At 69.1% G+C, this 13,607-nt stretch carries 14 protein-coding genes and 1 pseudogene; 8 read left to right on the top strand and 7 right to left on the bottom strand.

Annotated features, from left to right (window positions below; genetic code table 11):
* Positions 1–342: 342 nt before the first annotated feature.
* On the bottom strand, positions 343–1,665 hold the full coding sequence (locus FDM97_RS15370) for a DUF5685 family protein (protein ID WP_432816218.1): 1,323 nt from the start codon (positions 1,663–1,665) through the stop codon (positions 343–345).
* Positions 1,666–2,605: 940 nt separating this feature from the next.
* Here FDM97_RS15370 and FDM97_RS15365 point away from each other — a divergent pair.
* The 4 genes from FDM97_RS15365 to FDM97_RS15350 are packed head-to-tail and all read left to right on the top strand — an operon-like array spanning position 2,606 to position 6,405.
* Positions 2,606–3,607 (top strand): 2OG-Fe(II) oxygenase family protein, encoded by a 1,002-nt coding sequence (locus tag FDM97_RS15365; RefSeq protein WP_137990972.1) that lies wholly within the window; start codon positions 2,606–2,608, stop codon positions 3,605–3,607.
* A complete protein-coding gene (locus FDM97_RS15360; protein WP_254705603.1) occupies positions 3,604–4,377 on the top strand; it encodes an SDR family NAD(P)-dependent oxidoreductase in 774 nt (257 codons plus the stop codon). The genes FDM97_RS15365 and FDM97_RS15360 overlap by 4 nt, the downstream gene beginning before the upstream one ends.
* 17 nt (positions 4,378–4,394) lie before the next feature.
* A complete protein-coding gene (locus tag FDM97_RS15355; RefSeq protein ID WP_137990971.1) occupies positions 4,395–5,393 on the top strand; it encodes a TauD/TfdA family dioxygenase in 999 nt (332 codons plus the stop codon).
* Complete coding sequence (locus FDM97_RS15350; RefSeq protein ID WP_137990970.1) at positions 5,371–6,405, top strand: DMT family transporter; 1,035 nt, start codon at positions 5,371–5,373, stop codon at positions 6,403–6,405. Before FDM97_RS15355 ends, FDM97_RS15350 begins: the two co-directional genes overlap by 23 nt.
* A 535-nt stretch (positions 6,406–6,940) precedes the next feature.
* Here FDM97_RS15350 and FDM97_RS36395 read toward each other — a convergent pair.
* Positions 6,941–7,254: pseudogene (locus FDM97_RS36395) on the bottom strand (NAD(P)-binding protein); the annotation flags it as partial.
* Between the two features lie 3 nt (positions 7,255–7,257).
* Positions 7,258–7,599 carry a thioredoxin family protein gene (locus FDM97_RS15340; protein ID WP_137990969.1) on the bottom strand — a complete coding sequence of 114 codons (342 nt, stop codon included), beginning with the start codon at positions 7,597–7,599 and terminating at the stop codon, positions 7,258–7,260.
* Between the two features lie 89 nt (positions 7,600–7,688).
* Between FDM97_RS15340 and FDM97_RS15335 the strand changes: the two genes are divergently transcribed.
* Positions 7,689–8,117 carry a heavy metal-responsive transcriptional regulator gene (locus FDM97_RS15335; RefSeq protein WP_137990968.1) on the top strand — a complete coding sequence of 143 codons (429 nt, stop codon included), beginning with the start codon at positions 7,689–7,691 and terminating at the stop codon, positions 8,115–8,117.
* Between the two features lie 73 nt (positions 8,118–8,190).
* The gene (locus FDM97_RS15330) at positions 8,191–8,511 is read left to right on the top strand and encodes a DUF427 domain-containing protein (protein WP_137990967.1); all 321 of its coding nucleotides are present in this window, start codon (positions 8,191–8,193) and stop codon (positions 8,509–8,511) included.
* Positions 8,512–9,104: 593 nt separating this feature from the next.
* Here FDM97_RS15330 and FDM97_RS15320 read toward each other — a convergent pair.
* A complete protein-coding gene (locus FDM97_RS15320) occupies positions 9,105–9,314 on the bottom strand; it encodes an SRPBCC family protein (RefSeq protein ID WP_349775386.1) in 210 nt (69 codons plus the stop codon).
* Positions 9,315–9,491: 177 nt separating this feature from the next.
* Between FDM97_RS15320 and FDM97_RS15315 the strand changes: the two genes are divergently transcribed.
* On the top strand, positions 9,492–9,974 hold the full coding sequence (locus tag FDM97_RS15315) for a hypothetical protein (RefSeq protein ID WP_137990966.1): 483 nt from the start codon (positions 9,492–9,494) through the stop codon (positions 9,972–9,974).
* A 188-nt stretch (positions 9,975–10,162) separates the two neighbouring features.
* Complete coding sequence (locus FDM97_RS15310; protein ID WP_254705602.1) at positions 10,163–10,882, top strand: Crp/Fnr family transcriptional regulator; 720 nt, start codon at positions 10,163–10,165, stop codon at positions 10,880–10,882.
* A 387-nt stretch (positions 10,883–11,269) separates the two neighbouring features.
* Here the strand turns inward: FDM97_RS15310 and FDM97_RS15305 are convergent, their stop codons facing one another.
* Genes FDM97_RS15305 through FDM97_RS15295 form a run of 3 tightly spaced genes read right to left on the bottom strand, consistent with a single transcriptional unit; the run spans position 11,270 to position 12,804 of the window.
* Positions 11,270–11,875 (bottom strand): DNA-3-methyladenine glycosylase I, encoded by a 606-nt coding sequence (locus tag FDM97_RS15305; protein ID WP_137990964.1) that lies wholly within the window; start codon positions 11,873–11,875, stop codon positions 11,270–11,272.
* A 3-nt stretch (positions 11,876–11,878) separates the two neighbouring features.
* Positions 11,879–12,166: a YciI family protein gene (locus FDM97_RS15300; protein WP_137990963.1), complete on the bottom strand. Its 288-nt coding sequence runs from the start codon at positions 12,164–12,166 to the stop codon at positions 11,879–11,881.
* A 41-nt stretch (positions 12,167–12,207) separates the two neighbouring features.
* Positions 12,208–12,804, bottom strand: a complete 597-nt coding sequence (locus FDM97_RS15295; protein ID WP_175439128.1) for a TetR/AcrR family transcriptional regulator — start codon at positions 12,802–12,804, stop codon at positions 12,208–12,210.
* Between the last annotated feature and the right edge of the window lie 803 nt (positions 12,805–13,607).

Below are 13,607 nucleotides of genomic sequence, written 5' to 3'. Positions count from 1 at the left end.
CACGGCCCGGAAGCGGGGACGGCGCGGCGTCTTCGCCGTGTCGGCGGTCGCGGTGCTGTGTACGGTCGTCACGCTCGTCACCTTGCTGTGCCTCAGCGTCTTCGGCGTGACCGGGTCCGAGGAGGTGGGCAGGGAGACCACACCACCCGCAGGCGGAGAACCCGTACCACCCGACCGGCCGGACGACCTCTTTGGCCGCCCGCACCGCCCGTTCCCCCACACCCGCTGCCTCCCCAGCCCGGGACCTACCGATGACGCGCCGACGCCGCCCCGGGACCAGCGACGCGGCCGCCGGGGGGCGTTCCCCTCCGGGGGCGGGGGCTCGCCCGGCTCGTCCGCCGTTCAGTCGCAGCAGTCGCAGCAGCACTTGCACGGGTTGCAGCAGCCACCGCCACCGCAGCAGCCGTCACCCGAGCCACTGCCGGAACCACCAGAGCCACCGGACCCATGGCCACCCGAACCCCCCGACGAGCCGCCCGAGTTGCCGCCGCCCTGGCCCCCGAACCAGCCGTCGCCCCCGGAACCGCCCCTGTCGGAACCTTCCCGGCTCGAGCCGCCGTTGCGGTTGCCGTCGCCGAACTGCACGGGCTCACCGTCATCCGGGCCGTCGCCCTCGTCGCAGGTACAGCAGTTGAAGCACAACCTGCAATCGCCGCGCAACCGGCGCCACTCGCCACACCGCCTGCACTGCCCCTCCGGCGGCCGACCCGAGGCCATCGACGCGCCCTCCGGGGCCGCGCCCGCAAGCGCCCCGACGCCGCAGGCCGTGCCCGTCCCGGTCTCCGAGGGCGTTTCCGTCGCCGTACGGCGTCCCAGCCAGGGCAGCATGCGCGGGCCCCGCGCCTGACGGCGGTGCTGGTGGTGACGATGCCGCGGGTCGAAGACCCGGTCGACGGCACGCTCCAACTCGACGCCCAGAAGCGCCTGTACCAGCCGTCCGTCGACGAACACGGCATCGGACAGGGCGAGTCGGATCCCCTGGACGGCGTCGTCGCAGAGCCGGCGCACCTCGGCGCGGTCCGCGCCGGTCACGGCGATCGGGTTCCACGCGCCGGACGCCTCGTCCGCGTCCAGGTCCTCCACCGCGTCCAGCAGATGCGCGAGTCGGCCGAACAGACGGCCGGCCTCCACCAGCGGTTCGGCGTTGCCCGCGCGGTCGGCGAGCACCGCGGTGTACGCGAAGGCGGCGGCGGTCGCCGTCTCCGTGGGCTCCGTGACCGTCAGCAGCGAGCCACCCGGGCCCGTCAACCGCTCGATCTCCGGCTGGCGTTCGACCGCCTCGAGCAGCACCGCGGTGTCGAAGCCGAGCCGTTCGCCACCCGCGGCGCCCGCACGGTCCCAGCCGTGGGCGATCCGGCGCGCCGCCCGCGCCACCGGGCGTCGCCCCAACAGGCCGTCGCCGTCGGCCACATGGTCACGCATCTTCGCCGCGGCCAGCACCAGCGACACCGTCGCCGCCAGCCGCGCGCCCTCGCCCTGTGCCACGTCCGCCGACCGCATCCCGCGCAGCGGGCACGGACCGGCGCCTCGCCGCCAGTCGCCAGTACGCTCCGACTGTGCTTCGGTCAGCACCGAGACGATCAGGCCGTCGTAGTTCGTGGCCACCCTCGCGAACTGCCCGTACTCGCTGCGCAACGCCAGACACAGCCCACACAGATGCGCCATCCACTCGGTACGCAAGCCCTCGCCCAGGCGATGACGGCATGGCCTGATGATTCCGAACACCGAAGTTCTCCCCCGTAGAAACAGCTACCCGGACACAGCCAGACGGACGGCTCCCTGACGCAAAGACCGCACATTCGGCGCGACCGTGCGTGACGTCAACCCCATGTGACGTGACGCGCGGCCGACATCCTAGATGGTCCCTTGCGAGGCGTGTCCGCTGTGCTCCTGACACCTGTCGAGATGACCGCGACGGAGGTCCACCGGCACCGGCTCAACCCGGTGGCGTGGCAAGTTGATCTGCGATGTCCCGCGGACCGCGACACGTCGCTTTCCCCCAAGCGACGGGCTCAAGGGCCCGCCTGACGTGGGTGGCAGCGGGCTTGCCGACGGGCACCGGCAGTCGTCACTCACAGTCGCGCCCTGCCCCCCCCCCCCCCCCCCCCCCCCCCCCCGCAGCCGACCGGACAAAGGTGCTGCCGGTGAGGGGCCGGGTGGCCTGCGAGCCTCAGGCTTCCTTCGGCAGGGGAGGCGTGGGTGTCCTCGCCCGCACCCGGCCGTCTTCACCACGACCACGCCGCGTCCGCCGGCGGGCTCGCACCCACCCCGCGTGTGGCTCGACGGCGAGGTCCGCCGGCGGCTCGATGTCCGATTCGAGGTGTCCGAGTAGCCATGGGGTGCGCCCGGTGGCGTAACTGGGCCGTAATCAAACGGCAGCCGCCATGTGATCGCAGCCACATTCAGGGGGATGAGTTACGGCCAGGCTGGCCAGTTCCAGAATGCCGACAGTGGTGGATAGTCGAACATAGTGGGCCCCCTTGTTCGGCGCTCAATCATCACACTGTGTACAGCGGCAAGTGGAAGATTGAGTTCCTTTCCGAGCTCCTCCACACTCTCGGTCGGCAAGATCTGTCCGAATCATGGAGCTCGGGGGAGCCCCTACATGGCGATTCACTCCATTCCGGTCATCAGCTACAGCGAAATACTTTCCGGCGACGTGACACCCGCACACGTCCTCGACACGCTGGCTGACACCGGCTTCTTCTATCTCTCCGACCTTGACCAGGTCATCTCTCCGCTGCTGTTCAAGTCGTTGCAAGACGTCTCGAAGAGCTTCTTCGACTCCACGACCGAGTCGAAGACGGAGTTCTACATCGGGGATTCCGACAATCACCGCGGCTACGTCCCCGTCACCGAACAGGGTGCGTACGGCGACGAATCCATACGGGCCTACGAGGCCTTCGACATCGGCTACGAGGCCGACCCGCTGCCGCCGAGTCGCAGCCTCGGGTTCGAGCTCGTGGGGCCGAACCGGTACCCCGCCCACATCAACGGCATGGCCGAGACCGCGGAGGCGTACTACGCGGCCAACTTCGCCATCTCCCGCCGGATCCTGCAACTCATCGCACAGGGTGTCGGGGAGCGCGAGGACTACTTCGACCCCTGGATCACCCGCCCGGCCTCACAGCTGCGCCTGATCCACTACATGCCCAACGACGTGCTCGTGAACAGCGGCGACACGTCCATGGGCGCGCACACCGACTACGAGCTCTTCACGCTCATCCACCAGACCTCGCCCGGCCTGCTGGCGTACGACCGCGCCTCGAAGTCCTGGCGCAGCATGCCCGTCTTCAAGAACACCCTGCTCGTCCTGGGCGGCGACATGCTCCAGTTCATCACCGGAGGGAAGGTGAAGTCGCTCCTGCACCGGGTCGTCACGACCGGCGAGGAGCGCTACAGCTTCCCCTTCTTCATGAATCTGGACTTCGAGACCGAACTGAGCGTCCTGCCGCAATTCGGGGACAGCGACGAGCGGATCGTCGTCGGACACCACCTGCTCGGTCAGCTCTACCGCGACTTTCCGTACATCAAGGAGCGCATCGACTCCGGAAAGTGGCTTGTCGATTTCGACATTCCGGACCGCAACGTATTCGAGCAGCTGTGACCCGCTCCGACACCCAGGAGAGTTTCTTCATGCAGGGCATCAGAGGGAAAAGAGTGCTGGTCACCGGCGGTGCGAGCGGAATCGGCCAAGCCACGGTCCGGCGGTTCGTCGAAGAGGGTGCGCTCGTCGCGATCTTCGACCGTGACAAGCGCGCGATCGACGAAACCGTGGCGGCGATCCCGCAGATCTCCGCGGCGATCACCGTGGACGTCTCGGACGACGTCGCCGTGGCCGCGGCGTTCCAGGAACTGGAAAAGACGTTCCCGCAGTTGGACGTGGTGATCAACAACGCCGGTGTCAGCACGCGGCACGAGAGCTTCCGCAGCATCACACCCGCCCATTGGCGCGCCGTGATCGACACCAATCTCAACGGGGTCTTCTACGTCGCGAGCGAAGCCGTCCGGCGCATGGACGAGGGCGTGATCGTCAACATGTCCTCGATCAACGGCCTCGCCGCGTTTCCCCACTACGCGGACTACAACGCCTCCAAGGCCGGCATCCTGGCGCTCTCGCGCACGATGGCGGTCGAACTCGCGCCACGGATCAGGGTGTCGGCGCTCTGCCCGGGGGCGGTGCTCACGCCCATGCAGCGAGCGGAGTACACCGACGAGATGCTCGACGAGGTCAACGCCAACATCCCGCTCGGCCGCCATGCCGACCCCTCGGAGATCGCCGGCTTCCTCGTCTACCTGGCCTCCGACGAAGCACGTTTCATGACCGGTCAGCACTACATCGTCGATGGCGGCGAGACTGCGAGGGCAGCGCTGTGACCCGTACCCACATACCCATGCCGACCGTCGACATCTCCTCCTGGTCGGAGGCGATCCGGCGCCACGCGGTACGCAGCAACCCCTACCGGGAGTTCGAGCGCGCGGCGGCGCACGCCGAGGAGGCGCTCGCCTCGCTGGAGCACGACGACGTCCGCGCCCTGCTCGAGTTCAAGCGGAAGGGCGGCCCCGGCGGACGCCTGCTCATACGCAACGGCGCGGTCGACCCCGACCTCATGCCCACCACGGAGTCCACGGAGGACATCGAGAACGGGAAGGGCACCTACTACAGCGAGTTCACGCTGATCATGCTCGGCAAGCTGTTGGGTGAACCCTTCAGCTACAGCCAGGAGCGGAACGGCGCGATCATCCACAACGTGCGCCCGGCCAAGCGCAACGAGTCCAACATCTCCTCGGACAGCTCGGCCGTCATCCTCGACCTGCACAACGAGAACATCTACCACCCGGTCCAGCCCGACTACCTGATGCTGAGCGGGCTGCGGCGCGACCCGGCCGGGGTCGCCAAGACGCTCGTGATCGGGGCGGACGAGATCCTGCCCCTCCTGAGCGCGGAGGACATCGCCACACTCGGCGAGTTCCAGTTCCGTACGAGCGTCGACTACAACTTCGGCAACAGTGACGCCGAGCGCGGCAACGGTCCCGCGATCCGTGTGCTGTTCGGCGACCCCGCCTCACCCATGATCGCGTACGACGACGAGTACATCGCCGGCACGAACCCCCGTGCCCAGGCCGCACTGGACCGACTGCGCTTGATCCTGCACGAGAACATGTACGCGGTCGACCTCGGGCCGGGCGAGACCCTGCTGCTCGACAATCTCAAGACCGTCCACGGCAGAACCGCGTTCAAGGCACGCTACGACGGGACCGACCGCTGGCTGCAGCGCCTGCTGGTCTCGCGCGACCTGCGCCGTGCGGAAATGCTGCTCGGCGCGTCACAGCGGACTGTGACGTGGAACTACGAGCCCGGGAAGTTCTATGGATACGTCGACTATCGATGACCGTGCCGCTCCTCTCGACCCGAAGGGCGAGAGGAGTCGCGACCGCGTCGCTCTGCTGGCGATCTTCGCGATCCCGCTGATCTGGGGCATCGGCTTTCCGCTGACGCACAACGCCGTGGCCGTGGTCGACCCCGGTCTGTACGCGTTCGCACGCTCACTGGTGGCGACGGTGGCCCTGCTTCCCTTCGCTCTCCCGGTCGCGCTGCGAGCCGGCCGCAAGGCTCTCCTCGGCGGGCTCGTGCTCGGCCTGTTCAGCGCGCTCAACATCGTCAGCCAGAGCTATGCGCTGCACTACCTCTCCTCGGCCAGTACGGCGTTCTGCGTGACGATGTGCATCGTCTTCATCCCGTTCGTCTCGGCCGCGCTCGGCCAGGGGTGGCCGTCGAAGGTGGACCTCGCGTCCGTGGTGGTCGGCGTCGTGGGCGCCTTCATCGTGCTCGGCCCCGACCTCGACGACATATCCGTCGGTTACCTGTGGGGCGGGCTCGCCGCCTTCGCCATCGCGATGACCATCTCGATCATCGGAAAGCTGACGTCCGAGCCCGAGTCCGGGCAGGTCGACCGGATGGCGCTGGGCTTCTTCCAGGTGCTGTTCGGAACCGTCGCCCTGCTCTACTTCCCGTTCCGGCGGGACCTCGCACCACTGACCGACACCAAGGTGTGGATCGCGATCGTCTTCATGGGGGTCATGTCGACCGCCGTGGCGATCTACCTCCAGACCCGTTTCCAGCGGCGCGTCGGCAGCGCGCGCACCTCGGTGATCTTCAACCTCGACCTCGTGTTCGCCAGCCTGTTCGGGCTCGTCAACCGCGAGTCGCTGAGTCTGTCGCAGATCTTCGGCGGTGCGGTCATCTTCCTCGCGTCGATGCTCGAAAGCCTGCGGGACATGTGGACGAAGGCGAGGGCGAGGGCGAAGCCGGGGCCGGAGCCCGACGGGAGTGCCGGTGGCGGGAAGGCCGTCCAGGAGGACGGGCGCACCCCCGCCAAGTCCGCACCGGACCAGGTGCCGTAGCCGGTACGGGGGTCCGGGGCCGAGCTGTCGTGACAGCTCGGCCCCGGACCCCTGCCTCACCATGAGGACGTCCGCGCGAGCGCGTCCACCCGGACGTCGACCTCCGGTGGGAATTCCGAGGAGGGGCGCCGTTCGCGGCGCACCGACCACCACGCCCAGACCCCCGGCAGCACCGCCGCGCCACGTTCACCCGCGTCGAACAGACCAACACCGACCGCACACGCGCCCTGGAAGAACAGCAGGCCGAACTCGACGCGGCTCGGGAGGCGAACCGCGACCTGACCCGAGCTCTGAACCAGCGCGGATGGCGTGCTCGAGCCGCTGACTCGGTCCCCGTGTCCGGGCACGGCCATACGGAGCTACGCCCGGACGACTGACCTGGCGCTCTGCCAGTTCCCGCTGGTCCGCGGCCTTCCCGCGGGGGATCGCGATGCACCCCTGCGGCGTGATCCTGTCCACGCCACGTTGCTGGACCGGCTTCCGGTGCAGCCGCCCCCGGGCGGCCAGTATCCGATGGTGCAGGCCGACAAGGAGGACGGCCGACCCGGGAGACTCCGGTCACGGTGGCGCCGTAGCGGACCTGTCGCCGAGTACGTCGGCCAGCGGCTGCAGGTAGTGCTCGGCCCCTTCTGCACCGGACGGGTACATCAAGCCGTCCGGCTTCACCCAGCCAGTCGGTGCGAGGAGCTTCTCGGCGGCCGGGTCCACGACCTCGGACCAGGTGGAGAACGACCGTACGTAGCCGCACTCGCGGACCGCGCTGCCGGCAGTCGGACCCGTCTCCAGGACGAGCGGCTCAAGGCCCCGCTCGGCGGGCTGGGCGGCGGCGGCAAGACCGGACGGGCCGATGCCCTACCGCGGAGAGGTCCTGGAGGGGCCGCTCCCCGTCAGGGCGATGCGCAGGTCGGCGACGGCCGGGGCGCCGTCGGTCGTGCCGTCGGCGTGGCGGTAGAGCCGACAGGACAGGCTCGGTGCGGCGCCGCTGTGGGCGAACGGGTCGACGCCGTCCACCAGGAGGGTGGGCGAGCCTGTCATGCGGTGCCGGACGGCCTCGTCCGCGTCCTGCACCTCGATCCATTCCACCGGCACGGTCCGGCCTTGGAGAGCTTCGGTGATCCGCTCGCGGATGAGCGGGGCGCTCGGGCAGTCGGGCACGGTCAGCACCGTGACGCGTGGTGTGTCGGAGTGGTTCACGGCGCTCTCTTTCCTGACGTGGTTCTTCTTGCTGTGTGTGGACGGTAGACCTTCCAGTGCGGTGGAAGGTCAAGAGCTAGCCTGGAGGTATGCGCATCGGGGAGCTCGCCGCGGTCTGCGGGGTGACGGCGAAGACGCTCCGGTTCTACGAGCAGGCCGGGCTGCTGCCCGCCCCGCCCCGTACCGCGGGCGGTTATCGCGACTATCCGGAGCAGACGGTGAAGCGGCTGGCGTTCATCCGTGATGCCCAGGGCGCGGGTCTGAGTCTGGCCGAGATCCGCTCCGTGCTCGCTCTGCGCGATGCCGGCGCCTCTCCCTGCGCCCACGTCACGGCACTCGTCGACCGGCATCTTCAGGACATCGAGCGGCGTCTGGCCGAGCTTCGCGCCACGAGGGCGGTGCTGCGTGGCCTGGCGGAGCGGGCCGCCGCGACCGATCCGGCCGACTGCACCGATGCCGAGGTGTGCCGGATCCTCACGGGGGCGACGAGCCGGGTCGAAGGTGAGCGTGGTCACTGAGGAGGCGAGTCGGGTCTGCCTAGCGTGAAGGCTCCTGGGGCATCCCGCCCCGTTCACGGTGAGGAGCGTGGCCATGCTGCGTGCGGTGTGGAACGGCAAGGTGATCGCGGAGGCCCCACGCACGGTGATCGTGGAGGGGAACCACTACTTCCCTCCCGAGTCGCTCGACCGGCAGTACGTCAGGGCGAGCAAGACCAGGTCGCTGTGTTTCTGGAAGGGGGTGGCCCACTACTACAGCCTTGAGGTCGACGGGCGGACGAATCCGAACGCCGCCTGGTACTACCCCAAGCCGAGCCCGCTGGCCCGGAAGATCAAGGACCACGTGGCGTTCTGGCAGGGCGTGCGCGTGGAGGGCGCTCCGGAGCGTGAACTTCCCGCAGAGGGCGGGAATTGACGGTGAACGTCAGTCAGCGGCGGGTGAGGTACCGGAAGGCGACGACTGCCTGGAGGGCTGCGGCCGGCCGCAGCAGGACGGGGCGTGGCCGTTCGGGCATCGAGCCGCGCCGCCCGGCGACGCCGGTGAGGGGGACGACGGGGAGCGCCCAGGCGGCGATGGCCGCCGTTCGTACGGTGCGGCTGGGCTCGCGGCGTGCAGGGTGAACGCGGCGTCGTCGCCGAACGGGGAGACCGTGCCCTGGCGGCGAGCCAGGCGTCCGTCGGCGAGTTCGAGACCGATCGCCAGCACCCCGGAGGCTCGGCCGGCTCCGCCGGCCAGCGCGTACAGGGCTCCAGGGCTCCGTGCAGGGCAGTGAGCTCGGCCGGGGCCCGCGGGCGGCGCACGGCCTGGTGCACCGATCGGCTGGCGGCGTGACCGGGGAAGCGTACGAAGGCTGCCGGGGCGAGGCGCCCTTCGCGCACTTCGCTCAGCAGCGCGTTCGTGGCGTCGCGTCGTCGTAGGTGTAGGTGTAGGTCACGTCCATCGGCATCGGCATCGGGCCGGCGATCGAGACCATGTCCAGCAGCCTCGGCGCTCGTACCCGGCGCCACTCAACACGCAGTCGATCCGCTTGCCCAGGAGATAGACCGTCCGCGCCAGCTCCGCCCCGACCCGAAGCCGCCCGCATCTGCCTGCCGCGTCAGCTCCGCCGTACGAATGCCCTGGGTCCACTCGGCGTCGTGGCGCCAGTCCGTCGCGTACCCGGCCACCTGGTCGCACGGCAGCGGGATCACCCGCTCCGCGGTCACGTCGATAGCCATGCGCAGCCCCGTTCCCTGAAGACAGTTCCATGGATCCATCACCGGCGCGCACCGGCAACCGGACGCCGAGGGGGATTACCGGCGCGTAGGTAAGGGCGCTCACATACCTGCCCACACCACCCGATCTAGCGTCGTCGGCGAAAGCGGAAGAACGACCCCACGGATGGGACGATCACCATGACCACGGCAGCACACGTCTCCCCCAAGATCGCTTCGATCCCCGTGCACGCCGTCTGGGGCGCCGCGGCCGGCCTCGTCGGCGGTGTCGGCATGGGCATCTGGATGTCCGCCTCCAGGCCCGTCATGGACACCGCGATGATCACGATGGTGGCCGGGCTGCTGGGCTCGACCAACGCCTTCGCGGGGTGGCTGATCCACCTCTCCATCGCACTGTTCGCCGGCACCACCTTCGGTATCGTGCTCGGCCCCCTCGCGCAGCGTCTCGCACCGGCCGTCGGCCTCGGCCTGGCCTACGGCGCGGTGTGGTGGACCATCGGAGCACTGTGGATCATGCCCGCCAACATGGGGATGCCGGTCTTCGAGTGGAACGACGTCACCTCCTCCAGCCTCGGCGCCCACCTTGTCTTCGGCCTGCTCGCCGGCGCCACGTTCGCGTTCATCGCCAGGGCGATGGGCAAGCGCAGCGGCCCGGCCCGATGAACAGCGAGGCGCCCGCGTCGTCCCCCAGCCCGGCCGCAGCTCCTCCAGGCGCGGCGCCGCGCCGTACAGGTCCGGTCGACGGCGCGGTGCCCTACTGTCTGGCCAGCAGCGCTGAGGCGCTGGCCAGCCCGGTGTGGGGCGCCGCACCACCACCGTGGGCCCCTGGACGACGCGAGGAGACGTACACCATGACCGACGCCGCAGCAGGCGACGAGGACGCGGAGCGGACCTGGTGCCTGGCCGAGGTCGACATCTTCTGCGACCTGTCCGAGCAGGAGATGGAAGCCATCGCCGCCGCGGCGCCGATGAAGACCTACCACGCCGGTGAGATCCTCTACTCGCCCACCCAGCCCTCCGAGGTGCTGTTCATCCTCAAGAAGGGCCGGGTCCGCGTCTTCCGGGTCTCCGCCGACGGCCGCGCGCTGACCACCGCGATCATCAGCCCCGGCACCATCTTCGGCGAGATGGTTCTGCTCGGACAGCACATGTACGACAACTACGCCGAAGCCCTCGACGACACCGTCGTGTGCGTGATGAACCGCGCGGACGTCAACCGGCTCTTGCTTGCCGACGCCCGCATCGCAGCCAGGATCACAGCGATCCTCGGCCGCCGCCTGGCCGACCTCGAACAGCGCCTGTCCGACAGCGTGTTCAAAACCGTCGCCCAACGTGTCGCCACGACGCTGACCACCCTGACCAGCGCCCAGCCCCCGGCAGGCCCGCTGCGGCCGGTCGGACGCCACCCGCAGATCGCCCTCACCCACGAACAACTCGCCGCCCTCGCCGGCACATCCCGCGAGACCTGCACCAAAGTGCTGCGCGAGTACGCCGACCACGGACTGCTCCGCCTCGCCCGCGGACGCATCACGGTCCTCGACCCTGAGCGCCTCCAAGACGCCGCCGGCTGACGTCACCATTCCATAAGGTCCCGGCCCACTGACCGCTCAAACCGCCACGACACGCAGGGCGATGAGGCGTGAGAGCTGGTGAGCGGACGCGTGACGAGAGCGCGTTGCCCCAGGATGAATATGAAGGGCACGGGATTTGGCCGGTGAGCACCTCAGCCGGCGAACCACCCGCGCACCCTGCCCGCGCCGGCGACCTACGTCATCGGCCGCGACGGCACGATCCGCTGGGCCTTCGTGAACACGGACTACGGACCTACAGACTACGGACTACACCGCCCACGCCGAACCGGCCGATATCCTGGCCGGGCGAAGCGACCTTGGCCGTGAGACGGCAATCCGGTCACGCCGACGCACAGTCGCCTCGCCGCGAGCCAAGGGAAACGACGTTCAGCGGGGCCTTGTGAACGCCGACCGCTCCGCCTCCCCCCGCGGACGGATGACGCACTCGGCCACGTGGTCGTTGACGAGCCCCATGGCCTGCATGAACGCGAAGACGGTGGTGGGCCCGACGAACTTCCAGCCCCGCTTCTTCAACTCCTTGGACAGGGCGACCGACGTCGGTGAGGTGGAGACCGTCTGCGGCGGGTCGACCTCGTCCGGGTCGGGTTCGCTGCGCCAGAAAAAGGCGGCCAGTGAGCCCTCCTCGGCAGCCAGATCGACCGCTCGGCGGGCGTTGTTGACGACGGCCTCGATCTTGCCCCGGTGGCGGACGATCCCCGGATCCTGGAGGAGCCGGTCCACATCGGCCTTGGTGAACTCCGCGACCAGGTGAAAGTCGAAGTCGGCGAACGCCCTTCGGAAGTTCTCCCGCTTGGCCAGGATGGTGCGCCAGCTGAGCCCCGACTGGAACCCCTCCAGGCTGATCTTCTCGAACAGCCGCCGGTCGTCGACGACCGGGTAGCCCCACTCAGTGTCGTGATAGTTCAGGAACTCGGGGGCGCCGCCGGCCCACCCGCATCGCGGGTCGCCGTCGGGGGCGATGAACACGGCCATGGGTCAGGCCGTCAGGAACGCGAGCCGGGGATCGGTGGTGTTCGGCGCGATCTCGATGATCTCGGCCGAGACCACTTCGTGGGCGACGAACGGATCGGCCGCGACCCGATCCCGCAGCTCGTCGAGTGTCGTGCGATGGGCCAGCACGGCACCGCCCTGGCCGGGCTGGAGGCTTCCGACCAACAGGAAGACTCCGTCCTCCACGCCTTGCCGGATCCACTCCTGATGTTCTGCCATGTGATCCGGGGCCTGGCTCTTGTTGGCCGCGAAGCGGAGCAGGACGACGAACACGAAGATCTCCTTCGACTGCTGGGTGGTGGAAGAGGTCGGGTTCAGTGCGTGGAGCGCGGTGTCGGGCCGTGCGCGAGGCGCTCCTCGAGCCAGGCATGGAGGCGATCGACCTCCCGCTGCACGAACCGTCCGTCATGGAAGGCGTTGGACAGGGTCGCCACGCCTTGGCTGAAGGCCAGGACGTGCATCGCGAGATCGTCGGCCTCGGCGGCGAAGCCGAGCTCCCCGAACTGTGCCCGGAGCCACGTCCGGAACAAGTCGAAGACGGCGACGGCCTGAGGGCGTGCGGGATGACCGAGTTTGGCGAGTTCGTTCGTGAGGGTCCCGACCGGGCAGCCGAAGTTCTGGATGTCGGCACCGTTGGTGATGACGATCTCCACGAACCGCCGCACCCGCTCAGCGGGATCTGGTTCGTCCCGATCCCACTCCGCGAGCATCGCGCGCGTGCTCTGGAGCCGGGCCTCGATGACCGCCCCTAGGATCTCGTCCTTGCTTTTGAAGTGGTGGTAGAAGTTTCCCCGCGAGATCCCCACCGTCTCGGCGATCGCCGCGAACGACGTGTGCTCGAAACCCTTCACGTAGAAAAGCCGGTTCGCAGCATCGACGATCTGCGCCCGCGTACCCGCGCGCTCAGCCACCACTTGTCCCCCACAGCCCTCACCCATCGCTGGGACGAGCGTCCTAGCGCTTGACGCAAGCTTAGGACAAGCGTCCTAGGCGGCGTCAAGGCAGAGCGGGAACAAGCCGTGTCGACAACGTCGTGAACCGCCGCACCTGGCACGGGAATGCCACGTGACGATCCGCGAGTGCACGCGGTCTGCTCCTGGGCGTCGTACGCGAGCGAGCGTCTGTCGCACCGGTGTCAGGTGCGAGCGGGCGCGGCAGCGTCACAGAAGACGTCGAACCGGTCGCACCAGATGCTGACGCTCGGGCACTTCGACCAGTCGAAGTCGGCGAGGAGCGGGTCACCACAGCTGCTGGAGCCAGAAGCCCACGGCATTCCCGTCGGCGCGGCGCTGCCGCGCCGGTGACGAACACCTACCCAACCTCCGGCCCGATCCCGCCCAGAGTTTCGGCCAAGGTCGCGATCGCGATCGCGTGAGGGCGTCCTCGGTGGCCACCGCAATCCAGCCGGCTGCACTCACGACATCCGCGAGCAGACACACTGTCTCCGCCGCCGGGTCCGCGTGCTCCTCGACACCGGGCCCCGCCGGCTCCACCAGCTCCGCGTGGACGACAACGCAGCCAGCGCCCCGAGGGACACTGCGCGCGGCGGGCACCAGCAGCCAGCCCGCAACTCGGCGACGGCGAGGAGGGCATCGAGCTCCTGGGCAAGGCCTTCGCTCGGGACCAGGCCCAGTTCTTCAGCCTCCTGCTGGAACTCGCCAACTACCACGCGGCTCCAGACACTCAACCCCGCGGCAGGCCCGCTCAGCGGATC

This window comes from Streptomyces vilmorinianum (genome assembly GCF_005517195.1).
Classification (GTDB): domain Bacteria; phylum Actinomycetota; class Actinomycetes; order Streptomycetales; family Streptomycetaceae; genus Streptomyces; species Streptomyces vilmorinianum.
Note: the sequence above shows the minus strand (reverse complement) of the source record. Positions and strands in the feature narration are given on the sequence as shown.

Coding starts and splice junctions, on each gene's coding strand:
- FDM97_RS15370 (WP_432816218.1), bottom strand. CDS start 1,665: ATGGCGCATCTGTGTGGGCTGTGTCTGGCGTTGCGCAGCGAGTACGGG.
- FDM97_RS15365 (WP_137990972.1), top strand. CDS start 2,606: ATGGCGATTCACTCCATTCCGGTCATCAGCTACAGCGAAATACTTTCC.
- FDM97_RS15355 (WP_137990971.1), top strand. CDS start 4,395: ATGCCGACCGTCGACATCTCCTCCTGGTCGGAGGCGATCCGGCGCCAC.
- FDM97_RS15350 (WP_137990970.1), top strand. CDS start 5,371: ATGGATACGTCGACTATCGATGACCGTGCCGCTCCTCTCGACCCGAAG.
- FDM97_RS15335 (WP_137990968.1), top strand. CDS start 7,689: ATGCGCATCGGGGAGCTCGCCGCGGTCTGCGGGGTGACGGCGAAGACG.
- FDM97_RS15330 (WP_137990967.1), top strand. CDS start 8,191: ATGCTGCGTGCGGTGTGGAACGGCAAGGTGATCGCGGAGGCCCCACGC.
- FDM97_RS15320 (WP_349775386.1), bottom strand. CDS start 9,314: ATGGCTATCGACGTGACCGCGGAGCGGGTGATCCCGCTGCCGTGCGAC.
- FDM97_RS15315 (WP_137990966.1), top strand. CDS start 9,492: ATGACCACGGCAGCACACGTCTCCCCCAAGATCGCTTCGATCCCCGTG.
- FDM97_RS15310 (WP_254705602.1), top strand. CDS start 10,163: ATGACCGACGCCGCAGCAGGCGACGAGGACGCGGAGCGGACCTGGTGC.
- FDM97_RS15305 (WP_137990964.1), bottom strand. CDS start 11,875: ATGGCCGTGTTCATCGCCCCCGACGGCGACCCGCGATGCGGGTGGGCC.